This window comes from Mycobacteriales bacterium, assembly GCA_035550055.1.
Lineage (GTDB): Bacteria > Actinomycetota > Actinomycetes > JAFAQI01 > JAFAQI01 > DASZTV01.
This window is the reverse complement of sequence record DASZRO010000031.1, coordinates 34,090-55,488: the sequence shown is the minus strand read 5'-3', so window position 1 is coordinate 55,488 and position 21,399 is coordinate 34,090. Positions and strand designations below refer to the sequence as shown.

Sequence of the window (21,399 nt, the reverse complement as noted above, 5' to 3'; positions counted from 1 at the left end):
TTACGGCCCGAGCCGGTAGTCGTGCGGGTAGACGATCTCGGTGAGTCCGGCGGGTGAGGTCCAGGTGACCGAGCCGTCGCTGTTCTTCACATACGTCCACCCGGCGTGGGTCTTGCCGCGGTGCCATCGCCGGTCGACCGGAGTGTTGTTGTCCGGATCCGTCGTGCCGCCCCGCTGGAACGGGATGTTGTGCTCCATGTCGCAATCGGCAGCCGGGACGTTGGAGTGCGGTGCGGCGCTCATGCCGTGCAGCGCGATCAAGTGGTCGGACAGTGGCGGCGGGACCAGGTAGGTCTTCGTCCCGTAGTGCAACAGGTGACCGTCGACGTCGTCGATGATCAGGCGCCGCAACGGCGAACCGTTGGCCAGCAGCTCGATGGCGGCCTGCGCCGGGACCATCCCGTAGCCGGGGATCTCGGCCGGGTGCTGGGTGAGGCCGAACATCGTCTGAGCGTCGAACGTGACGTTCACCGTGAACGCCCGGCCGTGCCGGCGTGGTGCCTTCGGTGAGCTCAGATAGTCCTCGGCCCACTGAACGAGCCCGGCGAGCTTTCGGCCGGCGGCCGTCCCACCGAGCACGGGCTTGGCTGCGGTCGCGTAGGAACGCGTCGCGAGCTCGATGATCGCGGTCCGCTCCAGCGGTCCGCGGATGAACAGCTCGCCGACGCCGTCACCGAGGTCGTGATGCTCGACGATCACCTCGGCTCGCGCGTCCTTGGCGCGCTTGACGAAGTCCGGGTCGAGTCGGGCGAGCCAGCGCTGGAGTGACGCCTTGAACTTCGTCAGGTCCTGACGATGGGCGAACTTGAGCAGCCGCTGCTCGATCTCTTGCGCGATGTCGTCTCGCAGGTGCGCCACGCCTTCGCTCAACGCGCGAGCCTGCACGAAGGTGCAGCGACCCTCGCTCATCGCCGTACGCGTTGCCCGTAGCCGTCCGGCGAGGTCTCGCGCGAGCGCGACCTGACGGTCCGCCGCATTGACGCTGCAGCGGGTGGCAACTGCCACCTCGTGGGCGCCCCAGTCCTCGCGACGATCGTCCGGCTCGGGCCCGGCGAGCGCCGCGGTCAACTCTGCTGCGAAGCCCTCGAGATGGCTGATCAGCTCTCGGGTGCGCTTGAGCGCCCAGGCTCTCGCATCGGCCGACATCTCGTCGACGGGCGTCATCATCAGCAGCGGGTAGGTGTGTTGGCCGAGCGGGAGGCGGCAGGCCTGGTCGACCGGCTGGTCCGCGAAAGCGAGACCGCCGTCGTTCCAGTCCGGAGCGGTGCGGTCGAGCTCGTCCAGGAGCTCCATCGGGATCGGCTCCCAGTCGCCGAGGTCCGGCGGATCGGGCTCGTCCCACCCAGGCGGGGTCAGCAGCACCGCACCCCGGCAATCGAACATGTGTTCGAATATATCGGTCGCCCGCGACAGTTTCAAGTGTGATGTCTCAGGACATCGGTGCCAGTTCTGCCTCAGGACATGAGGATCTCGCCGTGGAGGTCGGCAACGGTGATCTTCTCACCGTCGGTGATGATCAGGACCTGCTGGAACGCGCGCTGCCCGTCGACCTTGTAGTGGATCGAGTCCAGGACGAAGGTGCCGGCGGAGTTCAACGTCTTGAGCTGGGTGTCGGCGGGCAGGTCGGCCGATGGTGGTGCAGGTTCGGGTCGGTAGCGGTCGGCTGCTGGACGCTGGAGCCAGACGGGCCGGTCGGAGCGACCGCAGCTTCAGCGGTCTCACTCGCGGCGACGTGGGAGGCGAGCGCGTAACGGGAGTGGTCATCAATGAGCTGGAAGATCACGCAGGTCCGGCCGCCGGTCAGGACGTACTCGGTCGCGTCGAGCTGCCAGCACGCGTTCGGGGCCGGATAGACGAACCGGCGCCAGGCCGAGCGGGGCTTCTTCTTCGGCTCGAGCCGAGCTACTCCAGCCTCACGGAAGATCCGGGCCAGCGACGCCTCAGACGGAACCCGCGACAGGCCCATCGCGCGCATCTTCTCGTGCACGCTGATCGGCCCGTGGTCCAACCCGGAAGCCTCCAACGCGGCGCGGACCTGAACCGCTTGCGCCTTGATCTGGTCGGTCAGCTTCGACGGGCTCGAGCGCGGACGCCGCGACCGGGGCTCCAACACCGCGGCCGGCCCATCGACCCGGACCCGCTTGCGCAACTCGTAGAACGTCTTGCGAGAGATGCCGTGCTCGGCGCAGAACGTCGAGACCGCCCCGGGGGGCGCGTCCACCGGCCACCGCGAGATCGCAAGCCGGACACGTGGATCGATGGGGTCATTGGCAGCCATCCCCAGACCCTCAGGCCTGAAGTGTCACCACGAAGACCGCTCAAACTGTCACCGATGTCCTGGCACAGAACCGTCACCGATGTCTTGAGAGATGACAGCGACAGTTTCAAGACCCTCGTGGAACTCGCTCGAGGGTCACGCCGCCCAGCGACGCAGCCCTTGGGCGGTCCCGACGAGACATTCGACGTGGCGCGGGAAGCCGGCAAGCGCATACGCGGTGAGGCGAAGGTTGCCTTCCAGGCAGACGAGCTGAGTACGACTCGGCCCGGCCAGGATGAGCGGGGGGAACTCGCCGCCCCGAGCCAACTCGAGCGCGGCCCGCGAGAAGCGTTCGTTGGACACCCCCCACGGCTGTACGCCGGCGAGGATCCGCGGTGCGGCGTCGGCAGGCAGCCGGCTTCCGCCCGACAGCTCGTTCCAGTAGGAGTACTCGATGTAGCGCACGGTCGCCAGCTCGGCCGGCGACAACCGCGCCCACACCCATCTGACGGTGGCGGGAAAATGCTCGAAGAGCTCGCGATCCTCGCCGTACCCGCGGGTCGCGGCGAGCACCGCACGGCGTGCTCGGTTGCCGCGCTCATCAGCCAGGTCCGGCACGCGCAGCAGGCTTTCCGGTTCGCCCAGGCGCACGAGAACCCCGCGAATGCCCGCACCCCAACGCTCGCTGGCCAACTCGGTCTGGAGAAAGCAGGCGACCATCTCCTCGGCGCTGCTCTTCCTGATCACCTGCACCGCATCAGGATCGGTCAGGCGAGGGCCCGAGCGGAGGGCCGGGCCGACTATCCCTTGAGCAAGCCGCCGATGATGCCGCCGACCGCACCGCCCGCGCCGGCGTTCGACTCGCCGGTCGGCAGGTAGGGCATGAGGTCTTGAGCCAGACCCTGCAACGTGAGCGACTGCAGCCAGACCTTGCCCGGTCCGGTGAGCTTGACCAGGAAGAACTCTCCGCCGAAGAACTTGTTCTTCAGGCCCTTGATGGTCGTGATGCTGAACTGGGTGCCGTCGGTGAACATGCCGACGTGGGCAGGGTGGACGAAGAGGTTCTGGCCGGGCTGGAGGTCATAGGTGACGATCTCGCCCTGTAGCTGCACCCAGGCGTCGCACTGGCCGCCGATGCGCTGGAGGATGAACCCCTCGCCGCCGAACAGTGCGCCGCCGAGTGACTGCTGGAAGGCCGATGACAGCTGTACGCCGTTGGTCGCCGCGAGGAAACCGTGGCGGTGGACGATGTAGTCGTGCCCGGGGGAGATGCTCACCGGCAGGATCTGGCCCGGGATGGTCGTCGAGAACGCGACGAGACCGCCTGAGCCGCCGGCGGTGTAGCTGCTGGTGAACAGCGTGCCGCCGCCCGCGACGCGCTTGATCGCGCCCATGATGCCGCCGCTGCCGCCGGCGTACGACGTGGAGGTCGCCATCGTGACGCCCTCGGACATCCACGACATCCGGCCGGCTTCACCGATCACAACCTCGTTGGCGCTGAGCACGCACTCGAGAACGGGAAGCGTGGTGCCGAGGATCTTCGTCTGCATGCGATGACGATAGAGGCGCAGTGCTATCCGGCGACACCTAGGTAGGACTCGATCACCCGGTCGTCCTCGAGAACCGCCCCCGGCGTACCTTCCGCGATCACCTGGCCGAGCTCGAGGGCGACCAGCCGGTCGCACAGCGAGGTCAGCAGCGGCATGTCGTGGTCGATCACGAGCATCGTCGCGCCGGTCTCGTCGCGCACCTGGCGCAGCAGCGGACCGAGGGCCTCGGTCTCCTTCTGCGCGACCCCCGCGGTGGGCTCGTCGAGCAGTACGACGGCGGGCCGCTGCGCCATCACGCAGGCGAGCTCGACGATCCGCCGGGTGCCCGTCGACAGCTCACCGATCATCGTGTCGGCGTAGCGCGTCAGGCCCAGTCGCGCCAACAGGTCGTGGACCCGGTCGACGACGACGGCCTCGGACAGCGTCGATGCCGGCAGCCGTAGCGCGGCGGCCACGACGTCGCGCGAGTCGAGGTGGCGTTCGAGGGCGACGGCGACGGTTTCGGCAACCGTCAGCCCGGGGTAGAGCCGTGCCTCCTGGAACGAACGGCCCAGACCGATCAGCGCCCGGTCCGCGGCACCGAACGACGTGACGTCCGACCCGCCCAGGAAGACCTTGCCGCCGTCGGCGGGCAGGAAGCCGCAGATCACGTCGAACAGCGTCGTCTTGCCGGCACCGTTGTGACCGATCAGGCCCACGATCTCGCCCTTGTGAATGGTCATCCCGATGTCGTTGAGCACCCGGATCCCGCCGAAGGACTTGCCGACGTTCACGCACTCCAGCACCGCGGGCCGCGCGACGAGCTCCGCGAGCTCGCGCTGCCGTGCGGCTTTGCTGCGGCGCTTCGTGCCGTTCGTGGTTGCGGGCGTCCCGCCGCCGATGAAGACGGAGCGGAGTACGTCGGTCCGGGCGAGCAGGTCCTTGGTCTCGCCCGAGAAGCGCGCGGTGCCCCGCTCGAGGAACACCGCGCGCCGGGCGACCTCGAGGGCGACGCTGACCGACTGCTCGACGATCACGATCGTGACGCCTCCGGCGGCCAGCTCGCGAACCACCTCGAGCAGTCGGGCGACGACCGAGGGCGCGAGGCCGAGGGAGAGTTCGTCGATGAGCATGACGCGCGGCTCGGTCTGCAACGCCATCGCGAGAGAGAGCATCTGCTGCTGGCCGCCCGACATCGTGCCGGCGAGCTGGCGCTGGCGGTCGCGAAGCTGCGGGAAGAGCTCGAAGGCTTTCGCGTGTCCGCGGTCGACCTTCGCTCGATCGCGTCTCACGAGCCATGCGGCTACTCGCAGGTTCTCGGCGACTGACAGGGACGGGAAGATCGACTTTGCGGGGACGAGGCAGAGCCCGCGGGCGGCACGCTGCTCCGGGCTGAGGCCCGTGATGTCGACGCCGTCGAACCACACCTTTCCGGGCGCGGCCGAGAGCAGGCCGGCGACCGCCTTGAGCATCGTCGACTTCCCGGCGCCGTTGGTGCCGAGCAGGGCCACGATCTCCTGTTCGGCGACATCGAGATCGACGCCGAACAGGACCTGCATCGGCCCGTAGCTGACCTCGACACCGTCGCAGCGAAGGAGGGCACCCGACGCGGTTCCTCGCGCGTCGCGCGATGCCGCGTCGGTGGTTGGCTCGGCGCTCACGGCGAGGTCCGCGGCGGCGGTCAGGTCGATGCCCCGGCGACGCGCGACGAGCTTGAGCAGCCGGTCGCGGGCACCGAAGACGACCGAAGCCAGGCCCGCAGGCAGCACGAGCAGCACGAAGAGCAATCCGGAGCCGGTGATCAGCAGCTGGTACTGCGGGTAGTAGTGCACGGCCGCTTCGACCGCGACCACGCCGAGCAGGGCGCCAGTGATCGAGTCGACGCCGCCGATGACCAGCATCGAGAAGACGAGGATGCTCTCCGACGGCGGGTAGGTCTCGTAGCCGATGCTCTCCAGGATCGTCGCGTGCAGCCCGCCGGCGATGCCGGCGATCGCGCCGGACAGCACGAAGCCGAGCAGCGTGACCCGCGTCGTCGGGACCGCCATCGCGGCGGCCGCGCGCGGGTTGTCGCGCGTTGCGACCATGACGCGTCCGGGGCGGGCACGGCGCAGGCCCTGCACGATGACCACGGCCAGGACGAGCACGGCGAGACACACGTAGTAGAGCGCGCGTTCGGAGGTGAGGTTGAAGCGCTTCCACAACACCGGGCGGGTGATGTTGTTCGGGATGATCGAGGCGAAGTTCGTCGGGTTGAAGAAGTAGCCGTCGGCGGCGACCGCGAGCGCGAGGGTCGTGACCGCCAGGAACAGGCCGCGGATGCGAAGGGCCGGCAAGCCGACCAGCACCGCGAGCAGGGCGCCGCTGGCGCCGGCGGCGACCAGACAGACGAAGAAGTCGAGGTTCCAGTGGCTCATCAGGTCGCCGACCATCACCCCGCCGAGGCCGACGAAGGCGTACTGGCCGAGGCTGACCTGGCCTGACCAGCCGACCAGTACCACGAGTGAGACCGCGACGATCGCGTAGATGGCGGTCGTGCTGAAGATCCGGATCGTGCTCGGGCTGCAAGCGAGCGGGATGAGGATCGCCGCGGCGAGCAGCGCGACCCGCAGGCCGACGCGGGCCGCGATGACCTCGGGCAGCCGCCTCAGTGCGGCCGGGACGTCCCGGGTGGCGCCGGCGACGCCCAGCGACGTCTCTTCGGCGCCGTCGCGCCGGCCGATCGGTCCGCGCTGGAGCAGCAGCGCGACCAGGATCACGATCAGGAACGCGACGGTGGTGACGGACTGCTTGTTGAAGTTCCACGAGATCAGCGAGTTGAGGACGCCGAGGCCGATCCCGGCGGCGACCGCGATGGGCAGCGACTCCATCCCGGCGAGGACTGCGGCGGCAAGTGCCGGCAGCAGCACCTGCGGACCGGCGCCGGCGTCGATCGTCAGACCCTGCGACGGGGCGGGCAGGATCACCGCGATCGTGGCGAGCAGTCCGGCGACGGTCCAGACGATCGTGGCCAACCGGCGTACCGGGACTCCCAGCAGCAGCGCGCGGTCGCGGTTGTCGGCGATCGCGCGAACCGCGATGCCCGAGTCGGTGCGCAGCAGGTACCAGGCGAGCGCGACGATCGCGACCGGAACGGCGATGACGACGACGAGGTCGTTGCCCGTGAACAGCACGGGCCCGACGTTGGTCCCGTGCTTGGACAGCCCGGTGGTGAAGCCGCCGATCAGCGACGGGCCGCCCAGCCAGGTGGGGAGCTTGAGCTCGATGCCGCCCAGCACCTGCTGGAGCCCGATCGTCGCGACGGTGAGGATCAGACGCGACGAACGCGCGAACCGACGGATGACGAGCAGCTCGGTGAGGGCGCCGACGACGGCGCCGGTCGCCAGCCCGGCCGCGACCGCCGCCGGCCAGCTCCAGTGCTGGCCCAGATAGAGGAGTACGCCGGTCGTGCCGCCCACCCCGCCCATCGACCCGTAGGCGAAGTTGACGATCCGGTCCGAGCGGTAGGTGAGCACCAGGCCGAGCGCCAGGAGTCCGGTGATCGAGCCGAACAGGGCGCCTTGCAGGATGATCCCGACCGGCGCCTTGCCGGGGGCCACCAGGTGCGTCACCAGGATCGCGAGCACGACGCCGGCCGCCGCGGACAGCGCGCGGCGACGGTTGAGCGCGTCGTAGATCGCGGTCACGCGCGAGAGCTCCTACTTGCCCTTGTAGGGCGTGTGCGGGAAGTCGCCCTTCGGCCAGGCCTGCAGGGTGTACCGCTTGCTGGCGAACACGTAGGCACCCTTGCGGTTGTTGTAGACCGAGATCTTGTTCGGGTCCCAGTAGATCTCCGCGCCGTCGAGCGTCGGAGTGAAGTTGCCCGGCGGGAAGCCCCAGGTGCCGAACTCCCCGGTGCCACCCGGGTACGCGCGCATCCCTTGCTCGAAGCTGGCCGGGGTCAGGTCCGGACCGGCCTCCTGGATGCCCAGCGCCAGCATGTACATCTGCGCGTAGATCAGGTTGACGAACGTCGACGGTTCCGAGATCGGCACCGCGGACTTGTACGCCGCGTAGCCGAGCGTCGCCTGGTAGGGCAGCGTCGGTCCTTGATAGGTCACCCCGAACGCGTGCGCCCACTCGGACTGGTCGAACAGCTGCCCGACGATGTCCTCGTCGGTCAGCGCGACGCCGACGATCGACCACTCGGGGTAGTAGTCCTGTTCGGCTGCGCGCTGGGTCAGGTAGACCGGGATGATCGGGTCGCAGCCGCAGACGACTGTGGTGATGTTGTCGGCCTTGAGCTTGGAGATGATGCTGTCCGCCTGGTTGGCCAGCGTCGCCAGGTTGAGCTGGTAGGGGATGTTGAGCGGCGCCGGGTCTCCCGCCTTCTTGAAGATGCTCGCGCCGTTGGCGACGCACTCCTGATACCAGGGGTTGTCCGGCGCCAGCGTGGCGAAGGTACGGGTGTGGCTGGCGAGCGCCGGCCCGGCGAAGACCGCCTTCTTGCCCGCGAGCTCGCGCACCCCGACCTCGGCGACCGCGTCGCTGACCCCGGTGCAGTCCGTCGCGATGCTCCACGAGTACGGCGCGCGCTGGGCGAACCACTCCTTCGACATGTACGGCACGCCGAAGTTCATGACCTTGTCCCGGGACAGCGAGTCGGCGTACGGCTCGGTGACCGCGCTCATGTCGCCGAACGCCTTGATGCTCGTCGCGACCTTCAACGCGTCGTCGCTCGCCTGCTGTTGCCCCCCGCCGAGCAGCTCGTTGGTCTGCGAGCCCTGTCCCTTGTAGAAGACGAACTTCAGCTTGCGGCCGTAGAACTGGAAGTGGCTGTTGAAGTAGTCCGCCAAGCCGTTGATCGTGCGGTTGACGTCGGCCTGGGTGTCGGCGAACTGCGCGCCGCCGATCTCGGCGAGCGTCTGCTGGAAGCTCGGGTCGGAGGTGATCCGGTAGGCGATCGTGATCGTCGATCCGGTCACGCCGCGGGTGGTGGCCCCGCCGTTGTTGCCGGAGAAGCTGACGCACGGCGGCGAGTACGGGTCACCCGGCACCTGGGGGCCGTTGCAGCCCTTCGGGGCGGCGATCGGCTTGCCGTTGCCGCTCGTCGACCCTCCGGCGCCCGGGACGCCCCCGCCGGGCACGGACGTGGTGGGTTGCGTCGCTCCCGGCGCCCCGCCAGCGGCCGACGTGCCGGGCGCAGTCGCTCCCGGCGCGCTCCCGCCGACTTCGCCCGCCCCCGCTGTGGTCACGGTGAGCTGTTGCGGGGCGTCGGTGGGGACGAACGCGGCCATCAGCACGAACGCGACGAGCAGCACGGCGAGCGGGCCGTACCCGCGCAGGAACGGGCTCAACGGCTGGGGGCGCTTCGGCGCCGGAGCAGGGTCGGTCACGAGCGGGTCACGAGTCGATGGCCATGGCTGCGAGCTTTCTGCGTCGGCGGCTTACCAGGAAGTCGGCGGCTGCCACGCCGCCGAGCGTTGCGAGGGCGATGAGCCCGACGGCGAGTCCGGCGCCGCGGCTGCACGACGGCCGGCCCGCCGCGCTCGTGGTCGAGCAGCTCGACGACAGCACCCGGGTGCCGGCGACCTCCGGCGACTGGTTGGGCGCTGGCACCGGCGAGGTCACGGGCAGGGTGGGCGGTGCGCCGCCGCCGGACGCGGGTCCGATCTGCCCCCCGCCGCCGGGCGTCGTCGTCGCGCCGGTCGCAGGCAGGCTCGGCGGGGTGCCGCCGTCGCCGAACGGGTTGGCGTAGGTGGTGTCGTCGGTCGTGGCGGTGGCGCCGCCGAACTCGGCGTCGACCGCGCCGACCCCGCTGATCGCGGTGAGGAGCAGGTTGACGGTCGTGTAGACGCTGCCGATCTGGCAGACCGCGTTCGTGATCGCCGACATGGTCGGGTCGACGAGCGTGTGCAGCAGGTTGAGGATCGGTACGAAGAGCTCCGACCCGAGCTTCGAGTCATCGATGCCGATGCTGAGCGGGCTGATGCCGTAGATGCCGCTCTGGTGCGTGGCGGTCGGCAGTGAGATGTGCAACCCGGTGCTGGCAAGCGCCTTGTTGACCGCGGCGAGGGTCGAGCTCAGTGCGTCGGGCAACGTCGGCAGCTTCACCCCGGCGATGGTCACCGAGCCGAGGCGAAACGAGCGTGACACCGACGGATGGGTGCCGCTGCGCGCCGAGACCTGCCAGTGCAGACCGTCGAGCGCGACCTTCCCGCCGAGCAGGTCGAGCTTGGCGACGTCGGCGGTCGCGGAGGCGATGCGCGCCTGGCCGTTGACGAGGCGGGCGTGGGCGGTGCTCGACAGGCCGGACACGTCGAGCAGCCCGGGAAGCTCGACGCGCTCACCGTCGAAGGCGGCGGCCGCGGCCTCGTCGGGCTGCGGGGAGACCGACACCGCCTCGCGCCCGGTGGCGGCCCGCGCCGACTTCGCGTCGGGCCCGGCGGCCGACTTGTCGGCGGTGCCGGCGCCGGTGTCGGACTCGGCGCTCAGCGGTTTCGGCAGCTCACCCGCCGTCAGCACCGGCGGTAGCGAGCTGCACTGCACCGTGAGGTTGGCGCCGACCAGGCCGAGGTTGAGTGCCTGGCTGGAAGCCTGGGCGAGGGTGTCCCGGTAGTCGGCGATGGACTGGCCGATCGTCACGGTGGCCGCAAGGCCCGCGTCGCGCGGGTTGAGGGCAAAGGCCTGCGAGGTGGCGGCGGCGCTGCCGGCCACGAAGGTCGAGGGAGCGGGACTCGGTGCCGGCGTGGCGGACGTGGGGGCGGACGTGGTGGAGGAGGTGATGGCTCCGGCCGGCACCTGCGCCAGCACCAGCGTTGTCACCACGCAGGTGCCGAGGAGCACGCGCAACTTGCCCACGGCATCCACGCACGGACCATAAGAGCGCCGGACACGCGCGGCAAGGGTGGTGCCTCTTCGCCGAGCGGCCGGCGAAGCCGGTCACGACGACGACGCTTCACGATCTCGTCAGCGCGTCGTCCGAGTAGCGTCGCTCGTGTGAGCGAACCGCAACAGCAGATCCAGATCCAGGTCCCGGAGGACGTCCAGGGCGGCGTCTACGCCAACATGGCGATCGTCTGGCACACGCCGTACGAGTTCACGCTCGACTTCGCCGTCACGAACCCTCCGGCAACCGGTCCCGACGGCCAGACCGTCGTACCGTCGCGGGTCGTCGCGCGGGTGAAGTTCCCCCCGTCCCAGGTCTTCCAGCTGCTTCAGGCGATCAACGCCAACATGACGAACTACGAGGCGGCGTTCGGTCCCATCGCGATGCCCGGACCGTCGCAGCCGGACGGCGACTAGCGCGGTGTTCGCCGCCTCGGCACAGGCCGCGCTGATCTCGGGCGCGGCCGCTCTCACGGAACGCGCCTCTTACCGAGGGCTTCGGCGGGTCGCCTGGGGTCTGGGGCATGTGTTCCCGTCCGACAACCGGGTCGTCGTCGCCCGCCCGGACGGCAAGCTGTGGCTGTATCTGAACGACGGCTACTGGAGTCCGCTGCTTCGACCGCATTGGGCATACGAGCCAGAGGTCGGTCGCGCACTCGAGCGGCTGTTGCGCCCCGACAGCTACTTCATCGACGGCGGAGCGAACATCGGGTACTGGAGCATGTTCGCGAGCGCCCGGCTGCCGGCCGGCAGCGTCGTGGCGGTCGAGGCGGCGCCGCAGAGCTATCAGCGGCTGGCGGAGAACGCGGAGCTCAACGACGACCGATGGCGCTGCGTCTACGCCGCGCTGTGGAACGTCGCGGACGAGACGTTGACGATGCACGCAAGCCGTCGGTTCCACGCCAGCGGGACCGTCGTCGAGCGAATCGCCTTCCGGACGAGCTTGACGAGCACCATCTCGACCGTGACCGTCGACGAGCTCGTTGCGCGCTACGCCTCGGACACTGCGCGCGAGATCGTCATCAAGCTCGATGTCGAAGGCGCCGAGCTGCCGGCCATCGAGGGAGCCACGGAGACGCTGCGTCGCCGAGCCTGGCATCTGGTCTACGAGGACCACGGAAAGGATCCGACGCACGCCGTCACCCGGTTCCTGATGGGCGAGCTGGGTCTGCGGGTGCACGCGCTCGCAGGAGACGGCAGCTTCGCGCAGGTGAGCCGACTCGATGCGTTGGACGAGATCAAGAAGGACCCACGCAAGGGTTACAACTTCGTGGCCAGTTCGCAGGATCTGGCGCCGCGGCTCGGCCGGGACGACTAGAGGGTCAACGCCGATCCGCCGTTGACGGCGATGGTCTGGCCGGTCACCCACGACGAGCGTGGGCTGGCCAGCGACAGCACTGCCCACGCGACGTCATCCGGCTCACCGGGCCGGCGCACCAGATAGCCGGCCAGGATCGACTGCTGGAGCTCTGTGTTGGCCGGATCGCGCCACAGCGGCTCGGTCAGCGGAGTCCGCATCGTGCCGAGCGAGACGACGTTGACCGTCACGCCGTGACGGGCGACCTCGCGGGCGATCGCGCGGGAGAACCCGGCGGCGCCGGCCTTCGCGGCGCTGTACGCGGCGTACCTCGCGCCGCCGGTGCGGCCGGCATCGGAGGAGATGGTGACGACCCGGCCCCAGCCGGCCTCGATCATCGCGGGCAGGACGGCGTGGGTGCAGTTCATGACACCGCCGAGGTTCACCGCCAGAAGCGGAGACCAGTCCGCGGGCGCGGTGTCGACGAACGCCGCTATGGTGCCGAACGTGTCCGGTCCGCCGTTGCCGGCGTTGTTGACCAGGATGTCGATCCTGCCTTGCCCGTGGATCGCGGTCGTGACCGCGTCGTGGTCGGTGACGTCGAAGGGGAGCGGCTGCGCCGAGCCCCCGGCGCAACGAATCGCTGTGGCCACCCGATCGGCGCGATCTTCGTGGAAGTCGTTGACGACGACGTCGCAGCCTGCCTCGGCGAGCTGCCGGGCGATCGCCTCGCCGACCCCCTGCCCCGCGCCGGTGACGAGGGCGCGCTTGCCGGTCAGCTCAGGATCGATCGACACGCGCGGATCGTACGGGCATGGCTGCCGCTGTGCATACGCTCAGCACTATGCTCGCGTTCGCTACCGGGAAGGAATGTCGATGAAGCTCGAGCACGACGTCAACCGATGCGAGGCGCACGGCGTCTGCACCGCGGTGGACCCCGACCGCTTCGAGCTGGACGACGACGACCAGCTGATCGTGCACAAGTGGGACGTTGCGCCGGAGGACCTCGAGACGGTGCAGCATGCGGTGGACAGCTGCCCGCGCCAGGCGCTCAAGCTCGTCGACTAGCCCGGCGCCGAAGAGGGGTGCTCTTCGGTCTGTGTTCAGCACGCGGATGACAGGAGCATGAGGTGGCGTGGGACTTCGAGACCGATCCTGACTTCCAGGAGAAGCTGGACTGGGCGGACGAGTTCGTCCGCGAGAAGGTCGAGCCGCTCGACTACGTCTGGCCGGGCTTGGAGTTCACCCCGCTCGACGGAGCGCGACGAAAGGCGATCGAGCCGCTCAAACAGCAGGTCCGCGACCAGGGACTATGGGCGACCCACCTCGGGCCCGACCTCGGTGGCGCCGGCTACGGCCAGCTGAAGCTCTCGCTGCTGAACGAGATCCTCGGCCGATCCTCGTGGGCGCCGATCGTCTTCGGCTGCCAGGCTCCGGACACCGGCAACGCGGAGATCATCGCCCACTTCGGCACCCCCGAGCAGAAAGCGCGCTACCTCACGCCGCTGCTCAACGGCGAGCTGTTCTCCTGTTACTCCATGACCGAGCCGCAGGGCGGAGCGGACCCGTCGACCTTCACGTGCAGCGCGGTGAAGGACGGCGAGGAGTGGGTGATCAACGGCTGGAAGTTCTTCTCGTCCAACGCGAAGACCGCGGCGTTCTTCATCGTCATGGTGGTCACCAACCCCGACGTCGAGATCTACCGGGGCATGTCGATGTTCCTCGTCCCGGCAGACACCCCTGGAATCAACATCGTGCGCAACGTCGGGCTCGGCGCGGAGGGATCCGAGCACGCGTCACACGCCCTGATCCACTACGACAACGTGCGCGTTCCGGCCGACGCGTTGCTCGGTGATGAAGGCCAGGCGTTCGCGATCGCGCAAACCAGGCTCGGCGGCGGCCGTATCCACCACGCGATGCGGACCATCGGACTGGCGCAGCGCGCGCTGGACATGATGTGCGAGCGGGCGCTGTCCCGCCACACCGCCGGCTCGCTGCTCGCCGACAAGCAGTTCGTCCAGGGCTACATCGCCGATTCCTACGCGCAGCTCAAGCAGTTCCGGCTGTTCGTGCTCTACACCGCGTGGTCGATCGACAAGCACAACAACTACCTGAAGGTCCGCAAGGACATCGCGGCGATCAAGGTGCTGATGCCGGGCGTGCTCCACGACATCGCGCAGCGCGCACTCCAGGTGCACGGCGCGCTCGGAGCCAGCAACGAGATGCCGTTCACCCGCATGCTCGTCGGCGCCGCGGTCATGGGCCTGGCCGACGGGCCCACCGAGGTCCACAAGGTCACCGTTGCCAAGCAGGTGCTGCGCGACTACCAGCCGACCGACGACCTGTGGCCGAGCGCTCACATCCCGAAGAAGCGCGCGGACGCAGTGGCGAAGTACGCCGAATACCTCGAGCACGAGGTGGGCAACCTCTGATGGCGGGACTGTTCGCCGACGACGCGGGACCTGCCCTGGACGCCGACGCACTCGCGTCATGGCTCGACACCCAGGACGTGCCCGGGCGGGGCGAGCCACTGGAGCACCGATACATCTCCGGTGGCTCGCAGAACGCGATCTATGAGATCCGGCGCGGTGATCTGCACGCCGCGTTGCGGATCCCGCCGCCCGAGGCGCCGCAAAGTCGTGACGAGGGCATCCTGCGTGAGTGGCGCATCATCGAGGCGCTCACCGGCACCGACGTACCTCACACCGAAGCCGTCGCCGTGTGCCCCGACGCCGCCGTGCTCGGCCGCGCGTTCTACCTGATGGGCTTCGTCGACGGCTGGTCGCCGATGGGGCTCGAGGACAAGAAGTGGCCGGAGCCGTTCGACACCGACCTCGCGGCCCGGCGCGGGCTGGCCTTCCAGCTGGCGGAGGGAATCGCGCTGCTGTCCAAGGTGGACTGGCAGGCCAAGGGCCTGCACGACCTCGGCCGGCCGGACGGCTATCACGAGCGGCAGGTCGAGCGATGGATCCGCTTCCTCGACCGGATCAAGGGGCGGGACCTGCCGGGCCTCGAGGTCGCGACCGCCTGGCTGAACGAACACCGTCCGCTCGACTTCGTCCCCGGGCTGATGCATGGCGACTACCAGTTCGCCAACGTCATGTACTCCCACGGTGCTCCTGCCCGGCTGGCCGCGATCGTCGACTGGGAGATGGGGACGGTCGGCGACCCGAAGCTCGACCTGGCCTGGATGATCCAGGGCTGGCCGGCCGACACGTCATCGGCCGACACGGTGGGGGACGGCTACGTCGACATGGTGGGGATGCCGAGTGCCGATGAGGTCCTCGCGCACTACGCGTCGGTTTCGGGGCGACAGGTCGACGACATCGACTACTACCTGATCCTCGCGAAGTGGAAGCTGGCGATCGTGCTCGAACAGGGCTTCCAGCGCGCTGGTGACGACGAGAAGCTGCAGGCGTTCGGTCCGGTCGTCCTCGGGCTGATGGCGGGTGCGGCCGAGCTGGCCGCCTCGACCGACTACCGCGGGTGATGCGCGCCGCGGTCTGTTCGGCGTACGGCGGGCCGGATGCACTGACCATCGACGTCGTCGAGGTGCCCTCGCCCGGGCCGGGTGAGGTGCGGGTCGCGGTCGACGTCGCGGCGGTGAACTTCCCCGACGTCCTCGTGCTGGCCGGGCAGTACCAGATCAAAGTGCCGCCGCCGTTCGTGCTGGGCAGCGAGTTCGCCGGGGTGGTCTCCGCCGTCGGTGACGCCGTCACCGAGGTCGCAGTCGGCGACCGGGTCTTCGGCTCTTGTCTCGTCGGTGCGTTCGCCGAACAGGTCGTCGTGCCGGCGAGCGGGCTGATGCCGGTGCCCGACGGCGTCTCCACCGACGTCGCCGCCGGGTTCGGCGTCGCGCATCGCACTGCGTACCACTCGTTGCGTTCGGTCGGCCGGCTCGCGGCGGGCGAGGAGCTCGTGGTCCTCGGCGCCGGCGGCGGTGTCGGGCTTGCCGCGGTGCAGCTCGGCGCGTTGCTGGGCGCGACCGTGACCGCGGTCGCGTCGACGCCGGACAAGCTCGCCGCCGCCGAGGCATGTGGGGCCACCCGGCTCGCCGAGCATCGCGGTGCAGACCTGCGCCAGGTGCTGAAGGAGCTGGTGCCCGGGGGCGCGGACGTGGTGATCGACCCGGTAGGCGGCGCGCTGAGCGAGCCGGCGCTGCGGTCGCTGCGCCGTGACGGGCGGTTCGTCGTCGTCGGGTTCGCCTCCGGTGAGATCCCGAGGATCCCGCTGAACCTCGTGCTGCTGAAGGGCATCGAGGTCGTCGGCTTCGAGTTCCGCGGCTGGGCGGCGGCAAAGCCGCAGGAGCTGTCGCGCAACGACGCCGAGCTGCTCGACCTGCTGGCCGCCGGGAAGGTTGCGCCGTACGTCGGCGCGCGCTTCGCCTTCGACGACGTCGCGGAGTCGGTGCGTCACGTCGCCGAGGGCAAGGCGATCGGCAAGGTGCTCCTCGACGTCGGTCAGCCCATCGGGTGCAGGCCGCCGCGGTAGGCGAAGCAGGTGCAGCTCGGCGTCCAGAACAGGTCGCGCACGTAGGCGGGCATCGAGTGGTCGCTCGCCGACAGCTTGGACCCGAACGCCCCGCCCGGGACGAAGCGGCGTCCCACCGATGCCATGCCGGCGGCGATGTCGTCCGCGGTGAATCCGCCGCCTGCCGTCGCGGCCTGGACGAAGAGGTTCAAGGCGTCGCAGTAGTCACGGGCGTTGCCGATCTCCAGCGGCGTCGAGTTGGCGACGCCCGCTCGTCGCTGCGTGCGATCGCAGGCCGTCGCCGCCGCGTTGGGCTTGGGTGTGACGGCGGGGATGGCGTCGTAACCCGGGTCGAAGCCCACGCCCATCGCGCCGGCCAGCTGGGCGTGTGGCAGGTCGGCGACAGCCTGGTTGGGAAGGTCGTAGGAGGTGAAGGCGTAGCGGAAGTGATAGCCCTGCGCCTGTGCCGTGTCGATGAAGAACAGCATGGCGGCCGCGACCGGCGGGATGTTGATCACGTGCGTGACCCCGGCGGCGGCGAACCTCAGCTCGGCTGCGGCCATCTGCCCGCTGTAGGACAACGCCGAGTCGGTGTACGCGAACGTCTGGGCGACCTGGATGCCCTTCGCAGCGACGTCCTTTGCCAGTCGTGCGGTGAGCTCTGAGCCGGTTGCGGTGGCGGGTTCGAGGATGCCCACCTTGACGGGCCCGCCGCCGAGAGCGCTCGACGTGTGAGGGTTCCACTTGCCGAAGTAGCCCTCGGCGTAGAGCTGGTCGACCTCGACGTCGGCAAGCTGGTCGACGTTCGGGAACTCCGTGGTCCACAGGTACGGGCCGTACTTCTGGTAGTCGGCGGTGCCGTCGATGACCGAGCCGACCTCGACGTCAGGGATGTGCAACGGTGCGAAGCACGGGGGAAGGGCGAGGTCCGACAGTCCGTTGATGACCTCGGCGACCCTGCGGTCCTGGCTGAAGTACGTGCAGTTCTGGTTCGCCACGACGGCGGCGTTGCTCTCGATCGAGGCAGTCGAGTTGTCGTGGTAGACGGGGACGATCTGGTGGCCGAGGACGCCGCCGGCGGCGTTGAGCGCCTTCACCTCCGCGGCGACGTCGTGTGCCGCGTTGCCCGGGTTGAAGCTCAGCCCGAGTCCGGCGATCGCTGAGGACGCGTCGTTCTCGGTGGGCACACCGACGAAGACGTCCTTCTCGTTCCAGCCGGGGCCGGACGCCGGCATCGTCGGGTTCGACGCTGTGGCCGACGGGCGACCGCCGGGTGGCGACGGCTGGGTCAGCGGCGACGAGGACGCCCCTCGGGTTGCCACGGTGGCGGGACCTGCGCCCGTCGCCCCGCCCGCCGTCGGGAGGGCGGAGGTGCTCGGTGCCGTCTCGCTCGATGTCGTCTGCTGTCCCGCCGAGGGGGGCGAGCCGATCGTCACGACGGGGACGTAGAGGTTGGCGTCCGGCTCGCTGACGCCGCGCGGCACGGTCGAGCCGCACGCCGCCAAGGCGAGGCAACCCGCCAGCAAGGCAACGGCGCGGCGGTGAGGCGAGCTCATTCGGTGCTGAGGAGCGCCGCGAACCGCCGCTTGCCGGTCTCCCGCGCCATCTCGTCCATCGACTCGTCAGCCCGACTGGTCAGCCGGCTGAACATCAGGAACCCGTGGGGCATGTCGTCGTAGTGCGTGTGCAAGGTTTCCACGCCGGCGGCCTTCAACGACGCTGCCAGATTGAACCCGTCCTCGCGCAGCACGTCGTGACCACAGGTGATGACGGTTGCCGGTGGCAGGCCGTGCAGGTCGGCGGCGCACACGTTGACCAGCGGGTCGGCGTGACGGTCGCCGCCGTACAGCTTCACCATGAGTTCCCCTGCCGCCCGGTCGACACCGGGCATGAGGTTGCGGTTGTCCCAGTCCGCGGAGCGCAGCGAGCAGTCGGTGAACGGGTAGTAGACGCTCTGGTGAGCGATCCGTGGCCCGCCGTGGTCGCGCGCCCACAGACAGACGGCGACGGTGAGGTTGCCACCTGCGCTCTCGCCCCCGATCGCGATCCGGTCCGGGTCCATGCCGCCGGGCCGGGTCCGGGCCATCCACTCGACCACGTCGACGCAGTCGTCGAGCGCAGCCGGGAACGGGTGGTCGGGCGCCAGGCGGTAGGACAGCCCTAGTACGACGGCACCGGTGCGGTGGGCGAGCCCGCGTTGCACGTTGTCGCAGAAGTCGACGCCACCCTGCATGAACGCCCCGCCGTGGATGAACAGGATCCCGGGTGCGCCGGCGGCGGCATCAGCGCGCCGGTAGACCCTCGCCGGGATCGGGCCGCCCCGACCGTCGACGACGACGTCCTCGGTCAGCACGTCCGGGCCCGGCTTGCAGAACAGCCGTGGCACCAGCATCGCAAGCCGCTCGTCGTGCGACTTCTCCAACGCCTTCTTCGGGTCGGGCATCAACCCGTGTCGGACGGCGAACCGGACGACGGACATGACGGCCCCGAGGGGCTGGGGCATCTTGGTGGGCACGGGGCGAATGCTAATGGCACTAGCATTTGCGTCAAGGGTCGTCGGCGGGCTCGGGAGGCGTCGGGTGCCAAGCAAGGGCAGACGGTACGGCGACGCGACGCCGTCACTCGACGACATCGTGACCGCGGCGCTGGCTCTGCTCGACGAGGGCGGCCGGCCCGGCCTCACCATCGCCCGGCTGGCCGCCCGGCTCGACAGCTACCCGGCGAACCTGTACCGGCGCTTCACGGACATGGACGAGCTGCTCGGCCACGTCGCCGCTCGGATCTTCGAGGAGATCGGCGGCGGCCCTGATCCCGACGCCGACCCGGTCGCTGCTCTGCTGGACTTCGCACTGCGCTGCCGTGACGGCTGGCTCGCGCATCCGCGCGCGATCTCGCTGCTGTTCCACGGTCATCAGGAGGCGCTTGCCGAACCCCTCGAGGCTTACGTGACGGTGTTCCGAAGGATTGCGACCAGCGACGCCCGACTGGTCGCGGCGATCTATGAGTACACAACGCTCGTCTACGGCGCGATCTTTCTCGGCGCGGCCCCGGGCTGGGGGTATGACCCTGCGCCGGCGCGACCGGAGTCGTATCCGAACACGGCCTTCGTGCTGGGGCTGGCGGGCCAACCCGACCGGGCGGTGCCGGCGGGCGAACCGTTTCGGGCCGCCGTCACCCGGGCGATCCGGCTCGCCATCGACGGCTGATCGTCAGGTCAGGGCCGGCGCGAGCGCCCGCCACTGGTCGCGCGGGGCACCTGCGTCCTGGTTCACCACCTGGATGCAGACGTGGTCCGCGCCCGCGTCGCGATGCTCTCGCACCCGTGCCGCGATCGCTGACTCGTCGCCCCACGCGACGAGGGCGTCGACGAGCCGATCACTGCCGCCGTCGGCGAAGTCGTCGTCGCCGAACCCGAGCCGGCGCAGATTGTTCGTGTAGTTCGGCAGGTCGAGGTAGATCGACAGGTGCTGACGACCCGCGGCTCTCGCGGCGGCCGGGTCGCTGGTCAGCGCGACGGCGAGCTCTGTGGCGACGATCGCGTCGGGTCCCACTGCGCTGCGCGCGACAGCGGTGTGCTCCGGGGTCACGTTGTAAGGGTGGGCGCCGGCTGCGCGGCCCCGTGCCAGCTCGAGCATCTTGGGGCCGAGTGCTGCCAACACCCGGCGATCGCGCGGCAGCGGCGGATCGGCCTGGTCCAGCCGGTCGAGGTAGTCGCGCATCGCGCTGAGCGGCTTCGTGTAGCGGCCAGGAGACTTGCGGTCGATGAGGGGCTGGTGGCTGACGCCGATCCCCACCAGGAACCGGTCGCCGTACGCCGCGGTCAGCCGGGAGTGCTGCTGTGCGGTCTGCTCCGCCGCGTGCATCCAGAGGTTGAGGATGCCGGTCGCGATCGTGGCCCGGCCGGTCGCGTCGAGCAGCACCTCCACGGAGGTGAAGAGGTCACCGCCGACGTCGGGGATCCACAGCGCGGAATAGCCGAGGGCCTCCAGCTCCGCGGCCATGTCGCGGATCTCGCCAGGGTCGCCGTACCGGAGCTGCGCCGCCCACACGCCGATGCCGGTGACTGCCTGCATGGGTCAATCCTGCCCGAGACGTCTGTCATCCCAATATTCGAAACCCCTATCTCACAATGATGAACGACGGTGTAGCGTGACGGCATGAGACGGGCGTACACCCATGGCCATCACGAGTCGGTGTTGCGGTCGCATCGCTCGCGTACGGCGGAGAACTCCGCGGGCTACCTGCTGCCGTACCTGGCGGCGGGGCAAGCACTGCTCGACGTCGGATGTGGACCGGCGACGATCACGGCCGACCTCGCCCGGATCGTGGCGCCGGGGACCGTGACGGCGGTCGAGCCCGAGGCGTCTGCCCTCGACATCGCCCGCCAGGAGATCGCGCGGCGAGGCATCGACGGCGTGGTCTTCGAGGTCGCCGACGTGCACGACCTGCCCTTCAACGACGACAGCTTCGACGTGGTCCACGCCCACCAGGTCCTGCAGCACGTTCACGACCCGGTGCGTGCGCTGGCCGAGATGCGCCGGGTGTGCCGGCCGGGCGGGGTGGTGGCTGCGCGCGACAGCGACTACTCAGGCTTCGTCTGGTACCCGGCCTGCGCAGATCTCGACGACTGGCTGCGCCTGTATCGCGACGCGGCTCGCGCCAACAGCGGTGAGCCGGACGCCGGACGGCGCTTGCTGGCGTGGGCGCATGAGGCGGGGTTCTGCGACGTGACGGCGACGTCGAGCACCTGGTCCTTCGCCGACGCGGATGGTCGTGGCTTCTGGGGCGGGATGTGGGCCGACCGGATCGTCGGCTCGGACCTCGCCCGTCAGCTGATCGGGGAGGGGCGTGCCGAGCAAGCAGACCTGGAGCGGATCGCCGCTGCCTGGCGGAGGTGGGCCGGCGACCCGGACGGGTGGATCTCGATCCTGCATGGCGAGATCGTCGCGAGACCCTGATGTACGCACCCTGACGTACGC

Annotated in this window: 19 protein-coding genes and 1 pseudogene; 8 read left to right on the top strand and 12 right to left on the bottom strand. The window is 69.7% G+C overall.

From position 1 onward, the window contains the following. The 8 genes and pseudogenes from VG899_05275 to VG899_05240 all read right to left on the bottom strand — a co-directional run bounded on the left by VG899_05275 (nt 1) and on the right by VG899_05240 (nt 10,635). Entirely contained in the window at nt 1-1,383 is a 1,383-nt protein-coding gene (locus tag VG899_05275; GenBank protein HWA65764.1) for a DUF222 domain-containing protein, read from the bottom strand. Nucleotides 1,384-1,454: 71 nt separating this feature from the next. Continuing rightward, nucleotides 1,455-1,595 (bottom strand): hypothetical protein, encoded by a 141-nt coding sequence (locus tag VG899_05270; protein ID HWA65763.1) that lies wholly within the window; start codon nt 1,593-1,595, stop codon nt 1,455-1,457. Nucleotides 1,596-1,696: 101 nt separating this feature from the next. Next, nucleotides 1,697-2,278: pseudogene (locus VG899_05265) on the bottom strand (helix-turn-helix domain-containing protein). A gap of 135 nt (nt 2,279-2,413) precedes the next feature. Further along, entirely contained in the window at nt 2,414-3,010 is a 597-nt protein-coding gene (locus VG899_05260; GenBank protein HWA65762.1) for a hypothetical protein, read from the bottom strand. A gap of 47 nt (nt 3,011-3,057) precedes the next feature. Beyond that, nucleotides 3,058-3,807 carry an AIM24 family protein gene (locus VG899_05255; protein HWA65761.1) on the bottom strand — a complete coding sequence of 250 codons (750 nt, stop codon included), beginning with the start codon at nt 3,805-3,807 and terminating at the stop codon, nt 3,058-3,060. A 23-nt stretch (nt 3,808-3,830) separates the two neighbouring features. After that, entirely contained in the window at nt 3,831-7,472 is a 3,642-nt protein-coding gene (locus tag VG899_05250) for an ATP-binding cassette domain-containing protein (GenBank protein ID HWA65760.1), read from the bottom strand. Nucleotides 7,473-7,484: 12 nt separating this feature from the next. Further along, nucleotides 7,485-9,161 carry a hypothetical protein gene (locus tag VG899_05245; GenBank protein HWA65759.1) on the bottom strand — a complete coding sequence of 559 codons (1,677 nt, stop codon included), beginning with the start codon at nt 9,159-9,161 and terminating at the stop codon, nt 7,485-7,487. Nucleotides 9,162-9,168: 7 nt separating this feature from the next. Then, a complete protein-coding gene (locus VG899_05240; GenBank protein HWA65758.1) occupies nt 9,169-10,635 on the bottom strand; it encodes a hypothetical protein in 1,467 nt (488 codons plus the stop codon). 129 nt (nt 10,636-10,764) lie between these two features. Between VG899_05240 and VG899_05235 the strand changes: the two genes are divergently transcribed. Both VG899_05235 and VG899_05230 read left to right on the top strand, forming a co-directional pair. Continuing rightward, nucleotides 10,765-11,070, top strand: a complete 306-nt coding sequence (locus VG899_05235; protein HWA65757.1) for a DUF3467 domain-containing protein — start codon at nt 10,765-10,767, stop codon at nt 11,068-11,070. Between the two features lie 4 nt (nt 11,071-11,074). Beyond that, nucleotides 11,075-11,971 carry an FkbM family methyltransferase gene (locus VG899_05230; protein ID HWA65756.1) on the top strand — a complete coding sequence of 299 codons (897 nt, stop codon included), beginning with the start codon at nt 11,075-11,077 and terminating at the stop codon, nt 11,969-11,971. Here the strand turns inward: VG899_05230 and VG899_05225 are convergent. Beyond that, nucleotides 11,968-12,747 (bottom strand): SDR family NAD(P)-dependent oxidoreductase, encoded by a 780-nt coding sequence (locus VG899_05225; protein ID HWA65755.1) that lies wholly within the window; start codon nt 12,745-12,747, stop codon nt 11,968-11,970. The two genes, VG899_05230 and VG899_05225, sit on opposite strands and share 4 nt — an antisense overlap. Nucleotides 12,748-12,826: 79 nt before the next feature. On the opposite strand from VG899_05225, the gene VG899_05220 reads away from it, so the two are divergent. The 4 genes from VG899_05220 (at nt 12,827) to VG899_05205 (ending at nt 16,441) form a co-directional block, all read left to right on the top strand. Then, complete coding sequence (locus tag VG899_05220) at nt 12,827-13,018, top strand: ferredoxin (GenBank protein HWA65754.1); 192 nt, start codon at nt 12,827-12,829, stop codon at nt 13,016-13,018. Between the two features lie 62 nt (nt 13,019-13,080). After that, the gene (locus VG899_05215; protein ID HWA65753.1) at nt 13,081-14,382 is read left to right on the top strand and encodes an acyl-CoA dehydrogenase family protein; all 1,302 of its coding nucleotides are present in this window, start codon (nt 13,081-13,083) and stop codon (nt 14,380-14,382) included. Beyond that, on the top strand, nt 14,382-15,440 hold the full coding sequence (locus tag VG899_05210) for a phosphotransferase family protein (GenBank protein ID HWA65752.1): 1,059 nt from the start codon (nt 14,382-14,384) through the stop codon (nt 15,438-15,440). Before VG899_05215 ends, VG899_05210 begins: the two co-directional genes overlap by 1 nt. After that, complete coding sequence (locus VG899_05205) at nt 15,440-16,441, top strand: NADPH:quinone oxidoreductase family protein (GenBank protein HWA65751.1); 1,002 nt, start codon at nt 15,440-15,442, stop codon at nt 16,439-16,441. Before VG899_05210 ends, VG899_05205 begins: the two co-directional genes overlap by 1 nt. Here the strand turns inward: VG899_05205 and VG899_05200 are convergent. Both VG899_05200 and VG899_05195 read right to left on the bottom strand, forming a co-directional pair. Beyond that, on the bottom strand, nt 16,411-17,976 hold the full coding sequence (locus tag VG899_05200; protein ID HWA65750.1) for a hypothetical protein: 1,566 nt from the start codon (nt 17,974-17,976) through the stop codon (nt 16,411-16,413). The two genes, VG899_05205 and VG899_05200, sit on opposite strands and share 31 nt — an antisense overlap. After that, nucleotides 17,973-18,935 (bottom strand): alpha/beta hydrolase, encoded by a 963-nt coding sequence (locus tag VG899_05195; GenBank protein HWA65749.1) that lies wholly within the window; start codon nt 18,933-18,935, stop codon nt 17,973-17,975. Before VG899_05195 ends, VG899_05200 begins: the two co-directional genes overlap by 4 nt. Before the next feature lie 64 nt (nt 18,936-18,999). Here VG899_05195 and VG899_05190 point away from each other — a divergent pair, with 64 nt between their 5' ends. Further along, a complete protein-coding gene (locus VG899_05190) occupies nt 19,000-19,626 on the top strand; it encodes a TetR/AcrR family transcriptional regulator (protein HWA65748.1) in 627 nt (208 codons plus the stop codon). A gap of 3 nt (nt 19,627-19,629) precedes the next feature. On the opposite strand, the gene VG899_05185 is transcribed toward VG899_05190, so the two are convergent. After that, complete coding sequence (locus VG899_05185; protein ID HWA65747.1) at nt 19,630-20,493, bottom strand: LLM class F420-dependent oxidoreductase; 864 nt, start codon at nt 20,491-20,493, stop codon at nt 19,630-19,632. A gap of 84 nt (nt 20,494-20,577) precedes the next feature. Here VG899_05185 and VG899_05180 point away from each other — a divergent pair, with 84 nt between their 5' ends. Beyond that, a complete protein-coding gene (locus VG899_05180; GenBank protein HWA65746.1) occupies nt 20,578-21,378 on the top strand; it encodes a class I SAM-dependent methyltransferase in 801 nt (266 codons plus the stop codon). The last annotated feature ends 21 nt before the right edge of the window (nt 21,379-21,399 follow it).